This window comes from Deinococcus terrestris, from assembly GCF_009377345.1.
Taxonomy (GTDB): domain Bacteria; phylum Deinococcota; class Deinococci; order Deinococcales; family Deinococcaceae; genus Deinococcus; species Deinococcus terrestris.
The window spans coordinates 166572-181266 of the sequence record NZ_WBSL01000005.1; the positions used below are offsets into that span (position 1 = coordinate 166572).

The window sequence follows — 14695 nt, forward strand, 5'->3', positions numbered from 1 at the left end:
GCGCAGCGAGGGGTGAGGGGTCCCTACACCCCCAGCCGCCCCGCCACCGCCTTCACCACGGGCGAGCCGTCTGCGCCGTCGAAAGCGTCGATCTCCTCAATAAAGCGGTCAAACAGGTAACGGCTATCGTGCGGCCCCGGCGAGGCTTCCGGGTGGTACTGCACCGAGAAGACGGGGTAGCGGCTGTGCGCCATGCCCTCCAGCGTGCCGTCGTTGAGGTTGACGTGCGTGGCGACGAAGGCCCGGTCGGGAATGGACGCGATGTCCACCGCGTAGCCGTGGTTTTGCGAGGTGATCTCCACGTTCCCGGTGAGCAGATTCTTGACGGGCTGGTTGCCGCCCCGGTGCCCGAACTTCATCTTGAACGTCTGGCCGCCCGCCGCGAGGCCCAGAATCTGGTGCCCCAGGCAGATGCCGAAGGTGGGCAGCAGGCCCATGAGTTCCCAGGCGGTCTTGTGCGCGTACTCCAGCGGCGCGGGATCGCCGGGACCGTTGGACAGAAAGAGGCCGTGCGGCTGCAAGGCCATAATCTGCGCCGGGGTCGTGTGCGCGGGCACCACGATGGGCTCGATGCCGACCTCGGCCAGCCGCTCGATGATGGTGTGCTTGATTCCGAAATCCATCAGCACGACGCGCTTGCCGTGCCGCAGGGTGGGAAAGGCGTAGGGCAGGGCGGTCGTGACTTCCTTCGTCATGTCGTGGCCGTCAATGTCCTGATGGTCCCGCGCCCTTTGCACGTACACCTGCTCCTCGGCGGGGGTGAACTCGCCGTAGGGGTCCTCGGGGTGGGTGTAGGAGCGGTGGGCGATCACGCCCTTGACCACGCCGCCCGACCGCAGCCGCCGCACGAGCGCCCGCGTGTCGATCCCCTGGATGGACACGACCCCGTACTGCTGCATAAAGGCTTCCAGCGACTGCTGCGCCCGGTGGTTGGAGTACTCGCCGGAGAACTCGCGGGAAATGAAGCCCCGCACGTAGGGCTTGTTGCTCTCCATGTCGTAGATCGCCACGCCGTAGTTGCCCACGTGCGGATACGTGATGGTCACGATCTGCCCGTTGTACGAGGGATCGGTCATGATCTCCTGATACCCGGTCATGGAGGTGTTGAACACCACCTCGCCCACCGTCTCGCCCCGGTGCCCGAAGGCGTAGCCCCGGTACACCGTGCCGTCTTCCAGCGCCAGAATCGCGCGTTCTTTTCTGATCATTCGGAACCTCCATTCGCGCCTCACGGAACGCGTTTTATGGCGGAAGCTGTTCAGCGGTCGGCCGTCAGCATTCAGCCACAGAGCTTATCAGGCAAGCCAGCGGCCAACCGTGCCAACCCGACCGGACGGCCTCACGCCAGCGCCCGGTACATGGCGATCTCGTTGCAGTTCTCGAAAAAGGCGCACCGCTGGCATTCCGACCACACCTTCGGGTGCAGGTGCGTTTTGTCGATCCGCACAAAGCCGCACTTCTCGAAAAAGGCCTGCTGGTACGTCCAGGCGAACAGCGCGGGGAGGTCGATCTCACGGGCCTCGCGCTCGCAGGCTTCGACGAGCTGCTTGCCCAGCCCCCGCCCCTGCATGTGAGGGTGGATGGCGAGGCCGCGCACCTCCGCGAGGTCTGGCGCGAGGAGGTGCAGGCCGCACACGCCCGCCAGGCCGCCCGGTTTGTCCTCGTGCGGTTCGGCCAGCACGAGGTGAAAGTCGCGGATGGTCTCGGCCAGCAGCGAGCGCGAGCGCACGAGCATCTGCCCCCGCGCCGCCCAGTACCCGATCAGTTCGTGAATCGCCTCGACGTCCGACAGGCGGGCCTTGCGGGTGACGAGCGGCGCCTGCGGGTGAATGTCGGGAACGGCGATGGAGTCGAGGGCGAGGAAGGTCACGGATGAACCTCCCCCGGCAAGCAACAAGGAGCGTGGACCGTGAAGAGGCACGTCCCCCCCACGACCCACGCGGACGACGGCGCGGCGGCCGTTAAGCCTGCCCGACCCCCACGTCCAGTGCCCGCATCCAGGTGAAGCCGCCGGGGCGCTCGCTGCGGGCGCGGTAGGCGCGGACCTGCGGGGTATCGGGCACGTCGCCCAGCACGACCGCGAGGGGCACCTGCGTGAAGCCGAAGCTGTGCCAGTCGCCGCCCTTGCTGAACAGGTAGATGGCCCGGTCGCCCCGCGCCTTGGCGTACTCCACGGCGCTCATCACCAGTCGCCGTCCCAGCCCCTGCCCCTGCGCCGAGGGCAGCACCGCCGCCCCGCGCAGCAGGGAGGCTCCCTCGCCATGCTCCAGGCCGATGGCCCCGATGGGGTTCCCGCCGCGCTCCATCACCCAGTAGGTGGTGCCGGGCGCGAGGGCTTCTTCGGTTTCCAGCCCGGCCTCCTGAAAGATGCGGCAGACGGTGGCCTTGTCCTGGGGCGTGGCGAGACGAATCTGAACGCTCTGCTCGGTCATGGGTGGTTCCTCCGGAGGGGATGTCCGACCAGACGACCCAGCGGGCGTCTGGCGCGGCTGGATTGTGCGTGAAGGCAGCATAGCGCACGCCCGCGCTGTGCACGCCCAGCACCCTCACGCCCCCCCTCCCCCGCCCAGCACGCGCTTCCAGGCCTGCTCGCGCTCGATCCAGCCTTTCAGGAGGCCGCTTTGCACCTGCGGCGTGTTCGGCAGCGCGGCGGCGAGTTCATCCGCGCCCACCGGCACGAAGCCGAAGCGCCGCCAGTAGTCCCCTGCTTCCTGCGAGAAGAGGTAGACCGTGCGGTCCCCGCGCAGACTGGCATAAGTCAAAGCCGAGGCCACGAGCGCCCGACCCAGCCCCTGCGAGCGGGCTTCCGGCAGGACGGCGGTCGAGCGGATCAGGGACGCGCCCTCGCCGTGCTCCAGGCCGATGCAGCCGCCCGGCACCCCGTTGAGGTCGGCGATCCAGTAGGTGCTGCCCTCCGGCGTCACGCTGGAGCTGTGCATCTCGCAGCGCGTCAGCAGTTCGATGATGGTGGGGAAGTCGGCGGGCACGGCCTGGCGCAGCTTGACGTGCACTGTATCGAGGGGCGCGGGGATGTAAGTCATGGGGAAGGCCTCCTCTGGGGGCGGGAAAGATAGGGTCAGACGGAGTCGGCGGTTTCGGCGGCGCGGGCGGCTTCCTTAAGGAAGTACCGCAGACCCGCCCCCGCGCTGGCGTCCGTGTTCCAGCGGGGAATGACATGCAGGTGAACGTGCGGGATGTGCTGCCCGCCCGCCGGGAGGACGTTCCAGCCCACCGTGTAGCCGTCGGGCTGGACGGTCGCGTCGAGGTGCGCCCTCACCTCGGCGAGCAGGGCGTGGGTGGCGGCGGCTTCCTCGGGCGTGAGGTCGAAGACCGTCTGGCAGGGGCGTTTGGTCACGATGATGCCGGAATAGGGCAGGCCCTCGGCGTACTGGGGCTGAAGCTGGCTATAAACACACAGGTCGTTCTGAATCGTCCAGCCCTCCCCCGTCAGGCGGCCCTCAGCGTTGGGAACGAGGGGGTTGTCCTCCGGCTGCGCGAGAAACTGCTCCCACTCCGCCTCCCGCTTCGCCAGCAGGGTGCCGTCCAGACTCACGGTGACCTTCACGAGAGGGCCGCCTTCGCCGCCGCGACCGCCTCGCGCACCCGCTCCGGTGCGGTGCCGCCGAAGCTCTGGCGGGATTTCACGCTCTCCTCGACCGTCAGCGAACGGGCCACGTCCGCGCCCAGGAGGGGGTGGGCGGCCCGCAGTTCCGCGTCCTCCAGCTCCCACAGTTGGCGACCCGAGCGCGAGGCCAGCCCGACGAGGCCGCCGACGACCTCGTGCGCCTCGCGGAAGGGCACGCCCTCACGGGCCAGGAAATCCGCGAGGTCGGTGGCGGTGGAAAAGCCCCTCGCCGCCGCCGCCTTCGTCACGTCCGCGTGCCAGACGGACTTCGGCAGCATGTCGGCGTAGAGCCGCAGCACGATGGAGAGGGTGTCATAGGAGTCGAACACGCCTTCCTTGTCCTCCTGAAGGTCCTTGTTGTAGGCCAGCGGCGTGCCCTTCACCACCGTCAGCAGGCCCATCAGGTTGCCGAACAGCCGCCCCGCCTTGCCCCGCGCGAGTTCGGCCACGTCGGGGTTTTTCTTCTGCGGCATGATGGAGCTGCCCGTGGTGTGCGAATCCGGCAGCGTCAGGAAGCCGAACTCGAAGGTCGAATAGAGGATCAGTTCTTCACTCAGCCGCGAGAGGTGCGCCCCCAGAATCGCCGCCGCCGACAGGAACTCCAGCGCAAAGTCCCGGCTGCCTACCCCGTCCAGGGAGTTGGCGGTGGGCCGGGCGAAGCCCAGCGCCTCGGCGGTGGCGTGCCGGTCGATGGGCCAGGGCGTCCCGGCCAGCGCGGAGGACCCCAGCGGCGACTCGTCCATCCGCTCGGCGGCGTCGCGGAAGCGGCCCTCGTCGCGCTCCAGCATGGCAGCGTAGGCCATGAACCAGTGCGAGAGCAGGATGGGTTGAGCTACTTGCAGGTGCGTGTAGCCGGGGAGGATAACGGCCTCTCTCCCATCGGAGGCCAGATGCTTTTCGGCCTCGCGGACCATCACCGCCCGCAACGCCCGCGTCCTGTCCGCGAGGTCGAGCGCCGCTTCCTTGGTAAAGAGCCGGAAATCCACCGCCACCTGATCGTTGCGGCTTCTCGCCGTGTGCAGCTTCCCCGCCACCGGCCCGATGCGGTCGCGCAGGGCGGCTTCCACGTTCATATGAACGTCCTCGCGGTCAAGACGCCACTCGAAGGTCCCGGCGCGGACTTCGGCCAGGATGCCCTGCAAGCCCTCCTGAATCTGCGCGACTTCCTCCGGGGTCAGGATGCCGACCTGCCCCAGCATCGCCACATGCGCGAGCGAACCGCGAATGTCCTGCTCGGCGAGGCGTTGGTCGAACCCCACGGAGGCGTTGAACAGCTCGACGAGGCCGTCGGTGGCTTCGGCGAAGCGGCCCCCCCAGAGCTTGGATTCTTGTTGAGCTTGAGTCATGAATGGTCCTTGCTGGCAGGAGAAGTTAGGGAAGGGTCAGCACGCGGAAGAGGGCCCAGAGCAGATACACCACCGTCAGCACGGCCCCGACGATAAGGACACCGCGCCGAAGGGACGGGGGCCGCCATTTCAGCAGGAAGCCCAGCAGGCCGAGCGTGGTGAGGATGGGCAAGCCGATCAGCAGGGTGAGACTGATCACCGGACCTCCTTCACCAGCACCACTGGAGGCGCACTCGCCGGGTTCGCGTGGGCGTACACGGCCCCCTCGTCCACCCGGTAGCCCAGGCGCTCGTAGAAGGGGACGACTTCGAGGTTGTACTGGCTGACGGCCAGCAGCACGCGGGCATAGCCGTCCCGCACCGCGACCTCCTCCACCGCCCGCACCAGTGCCGTGCCGATGCCCTGTCCGCGCACTTCCGGAAGGGTCGCCAGCTTGTTGAGGGTCAACGTCTCCGGCCCGTCGGGGCGCCAGCCCACGCAGCCCACCGCCCGCTCCCCGTCCCAGGCGAGGAAGCCCCCGCCCTGGCCCAGGCTCCAGGCCACATCTTCCGGGCGGGTGCGGCTCCAACTGGAGCGCGGGTCCATTCCGACGGCCATCATGACCCTGTGGAAGGCGGGCGCGTCGGCAGGGGTCGCGGCGCGAATCATGCGGGCGGCTCCAGGGTCAGGCGCAGTTCGGGGTGGGTGGATTCCACGAAGCCCAGCCGGTCGTACAGAGGGCGGCCCATCGGCGCGGCGTTGAGGGTGACCTGCCGCAACCCCCGCGCCCGGACCTCCTCCAGCACCGCTTCCATCAGCGCCTCCGCCAGTCCCCGACGGCGGTGGGCGGGGTCCACCGAGACGTTGAGGATGTGGCCTTTCTGGGTCGCGGGGTCCGCGAGGGTCGGAATCCGGGGAAAGACCATCAGCCCCGCGCCGCCCACCACCGTCCCCTCCCACTCGGCCAGGAGGCCCACGTATTCGCCGGACGCGAGCGCCCCGCGCAGCCAGTCGGTCCAGAGGGGCACCTCCGCAGCGGCGGCCTCCGGGGTCAGGGTGTCCATGTCCACGAACATCTGGGCACGCTGCCGGGCGACGGCAGGCGCGTCGGCGGGGGTGGCCCGGCGCAGCGCGTACCCCTCCACTTCCCTCATCCCCTCACCCGCTCCCAAATCTGCCCGAGGTGATGGCTCAGGTGACGGTCATAGTGTTCCAACAGCTCCCCCAGCGTGATCGGTTGCTTCCCATTCAGCCGCCCTACCGTGGCCCGCGCCGTGTGCAACCGCTCGGGCGGCAGCAGCGCGGCGAAGTGGGCCAGGTGGAGGTTGTAGGCGTGCCAGAGGTCGAGAATCTCGGCCCAGGGGCGCCCCTGCCAGTCCTGCGCGAGGTTCCAGGCGTCCTGGTCCCAGACCGGGAACACGAGGTCGTCTTCGGTTGCCATCCGGGCCCAGCGGGCGTGGTTGTTGCACGCCGAGTCCACCAGATGCCCCAGCACCTGCTTGGGGCTCCAGACGCCGGGGGCGGGAACACGGCTCACCGTCTCCTCGTCCAGGGTCCCGAGCCAGCTCTGAATGGCCCCGATCTCTTCCCGCCTCATGCCTCAGACCCGCTCGACTTCCTTCTTCTCCGCCTTCGCCTCCACCCGCGCCTGCACCCGCATCCTGAGGGCATTGAGCTTGATAAAGGCCCCCGCGTCGTGCTGGTTGTAGTCGCCGCCCGCCTCGAAGGACACGAGGTCCTTGTCGTACAGGCTGCGCGGCGCCTTGCGGCCCACGACGATGCAGTTGCCCTTGTAGAGCTTCAGGCGGGCCGTGCCGGTGACGCTGCGGGCCACGTGGTCGATGTAGACCTGCAACGCCTCGCGCTCGGGGGCGAACCAGAAACCGTTGTAGACGAGTTCGGCGTACTTGGGCGCCAATGCGTCACGCTGGTGCAGCACCTCGCGGTCGAGGGTCAGGCTCTCCACGGCGCGGCGGGCGTGGTAGAGCAGCGTGCCGCCGGGCGTCTCGTACACGCCGCGCGACTTCATGCCCACGAAGCGGTTCTCCACGAGGTCAATGCGCCCCACCCCATGCCGACCGCCGATCTCGTTCGCCCGTTGCAGCAGGGCGGCGGGGCTGAGGCGTTCGCCACCAATCGCCACCGCGTCCCCGTTCTCGAACTCGACCTCCACGTACTCGGGCTGATCGGGCGCCTCCTCGGGGCTGACCGTCAGCTTGAACATGTGCGCGGGCGGCTCGTTCCAGGGGTCTTCCAAAATCCCGCCCTCGAAGGAGATGTGCAGCAGGTTGGCATCCATGCTCCAGGGGTCCTTCTGGGTGGTCGGGACGGGGATGCCGTGCTCGCGGGCAAAGGCTTCGAGGTCGGCGCGGCCCTGGAAGTCCCAGTCGCGCCAGGGAGCCACCGTCACGATGTCGGGCTGGAGGGCGTAGGCCGTCATCTCGAAGCGCACCTGATCGTTGCCCTTGCCCGTCGCCCCGTGCGAGACAGCGACCGCGCCCTCCTTCTCCGCGATCTCGACCATCTTCTTGGCGATCAGGGGCCGGGCGATGGAGGTGCCCAGCAGGTAGTAGCCCTCGTACAGCGCCGAGGAGCGGAACATCGGGAACACGTAGTCGCGCACGAACTCCTCGCGCAGGTCCAGCGCGTAGGCGGCCACCGCGCCCGTGTTCAGCGCCTTGACCCGCGCTTCTTCCACCTCGTCCCCCTGCCCGAGGTCGGCGGTAAAGGCCACCACGTCGTAGCCGCGCTCGGTTTGCAGCCACTTCAGGATGATGGAGGTATCCAGCCCGCCCGAGTAGGCGAGGACGATCTTGGGTCGGTCGGCTTGGGTCATGGGTCGATTCTCTCCTGTGCGGGTGTGGGCCACACGAAATCCCCGGCGCGTGAACCCTCGGCCTGTCCAGATAGGAAGGCCGGGCGGTCAGCGTCGGGGGGGCAGGGTGGTCATGGCGTGTATGGATATACGCAGCAGGCGTATAGCTATTCAGGAGCGTAGCAGCATGGTCGAGGGGGCGCAAGAGCATTGGCAAAACACCCCGGCCGCGAGGGACCGGGGTGAGAGCGGCGAGAAGCGACTCAGCGCAAATCGTAGTTCAGGCCCAGGCGCACGCCCGCGCCAAAGCCGAAGCCCGACCCGGCGGTCGTCACGCCGATGGTGGGGCCGACGTTGCCTTCCACGAACACGCTGAAGGGCTGGGCGATGTTGTAGCGCAGCCCGCCGAGGACATGCGGGTAGGCCGAGACGCCGACGACCGACCCGACCGCCGCGCCCGCGCCCAGGCCAAAGCCGTAATAGGGCTCGAGGCCGCCGAAGCTTTGCCCGCTGATGTTCTGGAGGTACGCCACCTCGCCGCCCACGCGGAAGGCTCCCGCAAACAGCCCGGTGGTGCTGAGGTTCAGGCCGTAGCGCACCGCCGAGTTGGCCGTCAGGTCGGTCTGGTAGTGCAGGCCCGTCGTGGTGCCGATGTGCCCACCGACAGCGTCGGCTGCGGCGGTCGAGACGGCGCCCAGCGCCAGGAGTCCAAGCATCGTCTTCTTCATGGGTTCAGCTTAGGCGGCGGCTCCCGTCCGGCACACCCCGCAAAATCTTTAGGAAGGCGCCGGGGCTATCCTCATGCCCGTGCCTCCTTTCCTGCGCGGCCTGAGTCTGGGGCTATCCCTGATCGTCGCCATCGGGCCACAGAATGCCTTCGTGCTGCGGCAGGGGCTGGCTCGTCGGCACGCGCTGCTTGCCGCCCTGGCCTGCTCGCTGTGCGACACCCTGCTCACGGCGGTCGGGGTGCTGGGGGTGGGGGCACTCCTCGCGCGGTCCCCGGCGCTCGTCACCGCCGGGACGCTGGTGGGCGCGGCCTTCCTGGGGTGGTACGGGTGGCGCTCCTTTCGCTCGGCCCACCATCCGGTAACGCTGGATACCGGGGGGCAGGCGGCGGCGACCCCTGCCGCCGTGATCGCTACCGCCTCTGCCTTCAGTCTCCTCAATCCGCACGCGATTCTTGACACAGTGGTATTGATCGGCGGGGCCAGCGCGGGCTTGAGCGACCAGGCACGGTGGGCCTTTCTGGGGGGCGCGGTCGCTGCCTCGTGGCTGTGGTTTTTTGCGCTGGCCCTGCTCGCAGGCCGCCTCACATCGCTGATGCGCTCGGTGCGGGCGTGGCAGGTGCTGGACATCCTGATCGGGGCGATGATGTGGGTGATTGCGGCGGGGTTGGTCACCAGCCTACTTCAGAAATAGGTCTGCATAACCTTGCAGCACCCTGTTCCCCCGATCCGTGCCATACTCGGGACTCGGAATGCCCAAGCGTACCGACCTCCAGACCATCCTGATTCTCGGCAGCGGCCCCATCCAAATCGGGCAGGCGGCCGAGTTCGACTATTCGGGCACGCAGGCCCTCAAGGCGCTGAAAAAGGAGGGGTACCGCGTCGTCCTGGTGAACTCCAACCCGGCGACGATCATGACCGACCCCGATCTCGCCGACGCGACCTACCTGGAGCCACTGACGCCCGAGTTCGTCCGCAAGGTCATTGAGAAGGAGCGCCCCGACGCCCTGCTCCCCACCCTGGGCGGGCAGACGGCCCTCAACCTGGCGATGGACCTCAACGCCAACGGCACCCTGGCCGAGTTCGGGGTGGAACTGATCGGCGCGAACGCCGAGGCCATCCACAAGGGCGAGGACCGCGAGGCGTTCCAGGCGGCGATGAAGAAGATCGGCGTGGAGACGGCGCGGGGCAAGATGGTGCACTCCATGGAGGAGGCCACCGAGTACCAGAAGGAAATCGGCCTCCCCATCGTCATCCGGCCCTCCTTCACGCTGGGCGGCACGGGCGGCGGCATCGCGCACACCTACGAGGACTTCCTGAAGATCACGGAAGGCGGCCTGCGCGACAGCCCCGTGAACTCGGTCCTCCTCGAAGAGAGCATCCTGGGCTGGAAGGAGTACGAGCTGGAGGTCATGCGCGACCACGCCGACACAGTGGTCATCATCACCTCCATCGAGAACTTCGACCCGATAGGCGTGCATACCGGGGACTCGATCACGGTGGCCCCGGCGCAGACCCTCAGCGACGTGGAGTACCAGCGGCTGCGGGACCAGTCGCTCGCCATCATCCGCGAGATCGGCGTGGACACGGGTGGCAGCAACATCCAGTTCGCGGTGAACCCGGAGAACGGGCGCGTCATCGTGATCGAGATGAACCCGCGTGTCAGCCGCTCCTCGGCGCTGGCGAGCAAGGCGACCGGTTTCCCCATCGCCAAGATCGCCGCCCTGCTCGCGGTGGGCTACCACCTCGACGAGCTGCCGAACGACATCACCCGGAGCACGCCCGCCTCCTTCGAGCCCAGCATCGACTACGTGGTGACGAAGATTCCGCGCTTCGCCTTCGAGAAGTTCCCCGGCACGCCCGACGCCCTGGGTACCCAGATGCGGAGCGTGGGCGAGGTCATGGCGATTGGCCGCACCTTCAAGGAGAGCGTGCAGAAGGCGCTGCGGAGCATCGAGGCGGACGTGCGCGGAACATTTGCCGCCATGTCCGACGACGAGTTGCGTGGCCTGCTGTACGGCAACCCGCGCCGAATTGAGGCCGTGCTGGAACTGCTGCGGCGGGGCGAGGGAGTGGCGGCCCTCCACGACGCGACGAAGATCGACCGCTGGTTCCTGGGGCAGTTGCAGGAAATCGTGGACGCGGAGAAGGAGATCGCGGACCTCGGCCCTATCCAGGGCTGGAAGTACGAACTCTGGCGCGAGGTCAAGCGGCTGGGCTTTTCCGACGCGCGGCTGGGCGAACTCGTGGGGCTGAGCGAGCTGGAAGTCCGGCAACTCCGCAAGGCCGCCAAGGCCACCCCGGTCTACAAGACGGTGGACACCTGCGCCGCCGAGTTCGAGGCGTACACGCCCTACCACTACTCGACCTACGAGTGGGAGGACGAGGTAAGCGAAACCGACAAGCCCAAGGTGGTGATCCTGGGCAGCGGCCCCAACCGCATCGGGCAGGGGGTGGAGTTCGACTACGCGACCGTCCACGCCGTCTGGGCGCTTCAGGAGGCGGGCTATGAGACGATCATGGTCAACTCCAACCCGGAGACGGTCAGCACCGACTACGACACCGCCGACCGCCTGTACTTCGAGCCGCTGACCTTCGAGGACGTGATGAACATCGTCGAGCACGAGAAGCCCGTCGGCGTGATCGTGCAACTCGGCGGGCAGACGCCCCTCAAGCTGGCGCGGCGACTGGCGGACGCGGGCGCCCCCATCATCGGCACCAGTCCCGAGACGATCCATGAGGCGGAGGACCGCGCCTCCTTCAACGCCCTGTGCGAGCGGCTGGGGCTGCCGCAGCCGAGGGGCAAGGTGGCCGAGACGCCCGCGCAGGCGCTCTCGCTGGCCGCCGAACTCGGCTTTCCGCTGATGGCCCGGCCCTCCTACGTGCTGGGGGGCCGCGCGATGCGGACAGTGCGGAGCATGGAGGAACTGACGACCTACCTGGACGAGGTGTACGCCGCTGTCGAGGGGCAGCCGTCCATCCTGCTCGATCAATTTCTGGAGGGGGCGCTGGAACTCGACGTGGACACCCTCTGCGACGGGGAGCGGGCGGTCGTGGCGGGCATCATGGAGCACGTCGAGGCCGCCGGGGTCCACTCGGGCGACTCCGCGTGCGTGCTGCCCCCGGTGAACCTCTCGCCTGAACTGACCGAGCGCGTGAAGGCCGACACGGAACGCCTCGCGCTGGAGCTGGGCGTGCGGGGGCTGATGAACGTGCAGTGGGCGGTGAAGGACGGCGTGGCGTACATCCTGGAGGCCAACCCGCGTGCCAGCCGCACCGTGCCCTTCGTCTCCAAGGCCGTGAACCACCCGCTCGCCAAGAGTGCCGCGCGAATCGCCGTGGGGCACACGCTGGAGCAGATCGGCTTCACCGAGACGCCCACGCCGGGCATGTACTCGGTCAAGGAGGTCCACCTGCCCTTCCTGAAGTTCGCGGGCGTGCTGCCCGTCCTCGGCCCGGAGATGAAGAGCACGGGCGAGAGCATGGGCATCGACGCGGACCCGTACCTCGCCTTCTACCGCGCCGCGCTCGGGGCCAAGAGCAACCTGCCGCTGTCGGGCACGGCGCTCCTTCTCGGGGACGGTCTGGACGACGTGGCCGCCACGTTGGAGGGCGCGGGGCTGCGGGTCATCCGCGAGCAGGACGGTGACACGCTGCCCGACCTCCTCATCGACGTGACCGCCTCGCCGCTCCTCCGCACCGCCCTGGAACGCGGCAAGCCCATCGTCAGCACCCGCGAAGGCGCCGAGTGGACAGCCAGGGCGATAGGAGCGGCGAAGGGAAGGGAGTTGGGGGTTAGGAGCTTACAGGAGTGGATCAAATGAGAAATCTACGTATGGAGAAAATCGTGCTGAGCAATGTGGGTGGAATATCTGACATTGGTATTGAGTTTACGAGTGGCTTGAACATTATATGTGGAGAGAATGGTATAGGGAAAAGTACAATTTTAAAGTCAGTAGCTCAAGTCTTTTTCCCGTACAGGGCAGTAATAACACGCCGCTCTTCTGCTGAATCAGGTAAGCTCGCAGGCTCGTACAATTTTAATAACGTTTCGTTTCAATTCTCCTATGATATTTCTAAATTTTTTCCTTTAGGTGATGATCAATTAGTATACAGTTTTGATATGAGAGAAATGTTAAAGAGTGTGATATTCATCCAACCTGATAGAGATTTCAACTACACACAACTTAACGCTATTGAGAGAAATCCAAGCCGCGGGGTGTGGGATGTTCAAAACGTAACTTTTGAAAAATACAGATTTGATGTCCTGAAACAGTGGTTTGTAAACAGATCTTTATTCTCTGGATTAGATAATAGCCTCGAACACCACCAAATAGAAAATTTGACGACGGCAAAGAACGCTATTGGACTTCTCGATCCCTCCACTAAATTCTTTTCTATAGATGCAAAAACATTTGATATCACGCTTCTATCGAAAGGCGAGAAGATCTACTTGGAATATCTTTCATCGGGTTATAAATCCTGTGTGTTTTTAATATGGCAAATTATAGCAGAGATAGAATTTAGATTCTCCGAAGACAAGGTGCCAGCGAAAGACTTTTCCGGGATCATCCTGATTGACGAGCTAGATGTTCATTTGCATCCTATATGGCAATCTAGAATTGCGAATGCAGTAGCAAAAACGTTCCCTAAAAGTCAGATAATAATAACCACCCACAGCCCACACGTACTGCAAACTGCTGAGGCAAATAGCGTTGTCGCACTACAAACTAATAGCAGCAATGAGCAGTTTGTCAAACACTTTAAGCTGGGTGAGTTCGGTTTTATGGGTTGGTCCGTTGAAGAAATCTTAAAGGATGTTATGGGACTAAAAGATTCAATATCACCCGTTTTAGACAGTAGACTCAAGGCTATAGATAACGCTATCGAAGAAGACGACGGAGACGCGGCCAGAGAAGCATACGAACAACTTGACGATATGCTTCATCCCTCTAGTCCTCTGAGGAAGATTTACAAACTGCAGCTAGCCGGTTTAGGTGTCGAAGTACATGATAAAGCTAACCCGCAGACCTAAACCCCCGGAGTTGACCGATGAAGTAGTCAATGAGTTGACTCAAGAATACAAGTTAAGCAAAAGTAGTGTATGGAATCGTCCCTTCATAAAGGACGCCTTGATGCTTATGAGCCATAGCAAGTGTGCCTATTGCGAAGTCAAGCTAGATCACCGTGGCTCTAACATGGAGGTTGAACACTACCATCCTAAATCCCTATATGAAAATGAAGTCGTAGAGTGGAGTAACTTATTACCTTCCTGTAAAAGATGCAACGCAAGTAAAGGCAGTCATGATACGAAGGCAGCACCTATAGTAAATCCATTTATTGATGATCCGAGAGATCATTTGGAATTAAAACAGTTTCGCTATAACCACATAACAGGAATCGGAAAAACCACCAAAGAAGAGTTGAATCTTAACGATGTAGATATACAGAGGGACCGTTTTCTAATATCGCTAACCGCTTCTCAGACACTCGAGAAACTTTCTAATCTTCTTGAACAATATTTATCTGGGAATAAAAATAGCACCCGCACCCGCAATAACATCGTAAGAGGAATAGAGATTTTATTGCATGAGGCCGGCCCGGAGAGTGAATATTCTGCTATTGTTTCAACCACTTTGTTGAGTCACGAGCTATGGACTCCTATGGAGGAAGAGCTTAAGGCGCAAGGACTATGGAGCCAAATGATGGAAGATCGCAAGAATTTAGCACTCTCCACAGCATACATTTAAGACACGAGCAATTTTTATTTTAAAGCAGTACGCCGTTTAGGGCTTGAGTGACACGGCTTCGGGCAGCGTGGAGACGCGAAAAAATGGAGACGGTATGGCTAGATACCGTCTCCACCACAGTTTAGGGCGTCGTGCGGTCATTCGTCAGCTCCACCGCTGGGCCAAACGGCATTTCAGTGACCACAAGCGGTTCAAGCACCAGAAGCTCAGTGATGCGCTGCTGGTGGCCTTGCTACTCAGCCGTCTCGTCTTCAAGCATCCGTTTCCGTCTATCTGGTGGCAGATGCTGAGGGAAGACCGCTCCGGTCTTCCCTCGTACACCCAGGCCTACACCCGTGGCCTCCGTCTCCTGGACCGCCTCGAAGCGGTCGTCAGCCCAGCCAGACGCTGCACAGAGGTCATCATCGACTCGATGCCGCTTCCGGTCTGCCGTCCTAAACGGGGGAAACGCTGCG

General features: G+C 64.3%; 16 protein-coding genes and 1 pseudogene. 5 read left to right on the forward strand and 12 right to left on the reverse strand.

Going from position 1 to position 14695, the window contains the following annotated elements; translation table 11 throughout:
• Positions 1-23: 23 nt before the first annotated feature.
• The 12 genes from carA to F8S09_RS12220 form a co-directional block, all read right to left on the reverse strand.
• Entirely contained in the window at positions 24-1208 is a 1185-nt protein-coding gene (gene carA / locus F8S09_RS12170; RefSeq protein WP_152871754.1) for a glutamine-hydrolyzing carbamoyl-phosphate synthase small subunit, read from the reverse strand.
• Between the two features lie 131 nt (positions 1209-1339).
• Positions 1340-1870 (reverse strand): N-acetyltransferase, encoded by a 531-nt coding sequence (locus tag F8S09_RS12175; RefSeq protein WP_322618787.1) that lies wholly within the window; start codon positions 1868-1870, stop codon positions 1340-1342.
• A gap of 91 nt (positions 1871-1961) precedes the next feature.
• Positions 1962-2432: a GNAT family N-acetyltransferase gene (locus tag F8S09_RS12180; RefSeq protein WP_152871755.1), complete on the reverse strand. Its 471-nt coding sequence runs from the start codon at positions 2430-2432 to the stop codon at positions 1962-1964.
• A 114-nt stretch (positions 2433-2546) separates the two neighbouring features.
• A complete protein-coding gene (locus F8S09_RS12185) occupies positions 2547-3041 on the reverse strand; it encodes a GNAT family N-acetyltransferase (RefSeq protein ID WP_152871756.1) in 495 nt (164 codons plus the stop codon).
• 35 nt (positions 3042-3076) lie between these two features.
• Complete coding sequence (locus tag F8S09_RS12190) at positions 3077-3565, reverse strand: HIT family protein (protein ID WP_322618788.1); 489 nt, start codon at positions 3563-3565, stop codon at positions 3077-3079.
• Positions 3562-4971, reverse strand: a complete 1410-nt coding sequence (gene argH, locus F8S09_RS12195) for an argininosuccinate lyase (protein WP_152871757.1) — start codon at positions 4969-4971, stop codon at positions 3562-3564. Before argH ends, F8S09_RS12190 begins: the two co-directional genes overlap by 4 nt.
• Positions 4972-4996: 25 nt before the next feature.
• Positions 4997-5170 (reverse strand): hypothetical protein, encoded by a 174-nt coding sequence (locus F8S09_RS17685; protein WP_194165326.1) that lies wholly within the window; start codon positions 5168-5170, stop codon positions 4997-4999.
• Entirely contained in the window at positions 5167-5619 is a 453-nt protein-coding gene (locus F8S09_RS12200; protein ID WP_152871758.1) for a GNAT family N-acetyltransferase, read from the reverse strand. Before F8S09_RS12200 ends, F8S09_RS17685 begins: the two co-directional genes overlap by 4 nt.
• Positions 5616-6104: a GNAT family N-acetyltransferase gene (locus tag F8S09_RS12205; protein ID WP_152871759.1), complete on the reverse strand. Its 489-nt coding sequence runs from the start codon at positions 6102-6104 to the stop codon at positions 5616-5618. The genes F8S09_RS12200 and F8S09_RS12205 overlap by 4 nt, the downstream gene beginning before the upstream one ends.
• Complete coding sequence (locus tag F8S09_RS12210; RefSeq protein ID WP_152871760.1) at positions 6101-6547, reverse strand: DinB family protein; 447 nt, start codon at positions 6545-6547, stop codon at positions 6101-6103. The genes F8S09_RS12205 and F8S09_RS12210 overlap by 4 nt, the downstream gene beginning before the upstream one ends.
• 3 nt (positions 6548-6550) lie before the next feature.
• A complete protein-coding gene (locus tag F8S09_RS12215) occupies positions 6551-7786 on the reverse strand; it encodes an argininosuccinate synthase (RefSeq protein ID WP_152871761.1) in 1236 nt (411 codons plus the stop codon).
• Positions 7787-8028: 242 nt separating this feature from the next.
• A complete protein-coding gene (locus tag F8S09_RS12220) occupies positions 8029-8493 on the reverse strand; it encodes a hypothetical protein (RefSeq protein ID WP_152871762.1) in 465 nt (154 codons plus the stop codon).
• Positions 8494-8566: 73 nt separating this feature from the next.
• Here F8S09_RS12220 and F8S09_RS12225 point away from each other — a divergent pair, with 73 nt between their 5' ends.
• The 5 genes and pseudogenes from F8S09_RS12225 to F8S09_RS12245 form a co-directional block, all read left to right on the forward strand.
• On the forward strand, positions 8567-9184 hold the full coding sequence (locus F8S09_RS12225; protein WP_152871763.1) for a LysE/ArgO family amino acid transporter: 618 nt from the start codon (positions 8567-8569) through the stop codon (positions 9182-9184).
• A gap of 58 nt (positions 9185-9242) precedes the next feature.
• A complete protein-coding gene (gene carB, locus F8S09_RS12230) occupies positions 9243-12314 on the forward strand; it encodes a carbamoyl-phosphate synthase large subunit (RefSeq protein ID WP_152871764.1) in 3072 nt (1023 codons plus the stop codon).
• Between the two features lie 11 nt (positions 12315-12325).
• Entirely contained in the window at positions 12326-13525 is a 1200-nt protein-coding gene (locus F8S09_RS12235) for an AAA family ATPase (protein ID WP_194165327.1), read from the forward strand.
• 10 nt (positions 13526-13535) lie between these two features.
• Positions 13536-14240, forward strand: a complete 705-nt coding sequence (locus F8S09_RS12240) for an HNH endonuclease (RefSeq protein ID WP_194165328.1) — start codon at positions 13536-13538, stop codon at positions 14238-14240.
• 94 nt (positions 14241-14334) lie between these two features.
• Positions 14335-14695 (forward strand): annotated as a pseudogene (locus F8S09_RS12245) (IS982 family transposase); the annotation flags it as partial.

Bases quoted from the DNA above. Each gene is read 5' to 3' on its own strand.
- F8S09_RS12220 (WP_152871762.1), bottom strand. From the start codon at position 8,493: ATGAAGAAGACGATGCTTGGACTCCTGGCGCTGGGCGCCGTCTCGACC.
- carA (WP_152871754.1), bottom strand. From the start codon at position 1,208: ATGATCAGAAAAGAACGCGCGATTCTGGCGCTGGAAGACGGCACGGTG.
- F8S09_RS12210 (WP_152871760.1), bottom strand. From the start codon at position 6,547: ATGAGGCGGGAAGAGATCGGGGCCATTCAGAGCTGGCTCGGGACCCTG.
- F8S09_RS12215 (WP_152871761.1), bottom strand. From the start codon at position 7,786: ATGACCCAAGCCGACCGACCCAAGATCGTCCTCGCCTACTCGGGCGGG.
- F8S09_RS12225 (WP_152871763.1), top strand. From the start codon at position 8,567: ATGCCCGTGCCTCCTTTCCTGCGCGGCCTGAGTCTGGGGCTATCCCTG.
- argH (WP_152871757.1), bottom strand. From the start codon at position 4,971: ATGACTCAAGCTCAACAAGAATCCAAGCTCTGGGGGGGCCGCTTCGCC.
- F8S09_RS12205 (WP_152871759.1), bottom strand. From the start codon at position 6,104: ATGAGGGAAGTGGAGGGGTACGCGCTGCGCCGGGCCACCCCCGCCGAC.
- F8S09_RS12200 (WP_152871758.1), bottom strand. From the start codon at position 5,619: ATGATTCGCGCCGCGACCCCTGCCGACGCGCCCGCCTTCCACAGGGTC.
- F8S09_RS12185 (WP_152871756.1), bottom strand. From the start codon at position 3,041: ATGACTTACATCCCCGCGCCCCTCGATACAGTGCACGTCAAGCTGCGC.
- carB (WP_152871764.1), top strand. From the start codon at position 9,243: ATGCCCAAGCGTACCGACCTCCAGACCATCCTGATTCTCGGCAGCGGC.
- F8S09_RS12235 (WP_194165327.1), top strand. From the start codon at position 12,326: ATGGAGAAAATCGTGCTGAGCAATGTGGGTGGAATATCTGACATTGGT.
- F8S09_RS12180 (WP_152871755.1), bottom strand. From the start codon at position 2,432: ATGACCGAGCAGAGCGTTCAGATTCGTCTCGCCACGCCCCAGGACAAG.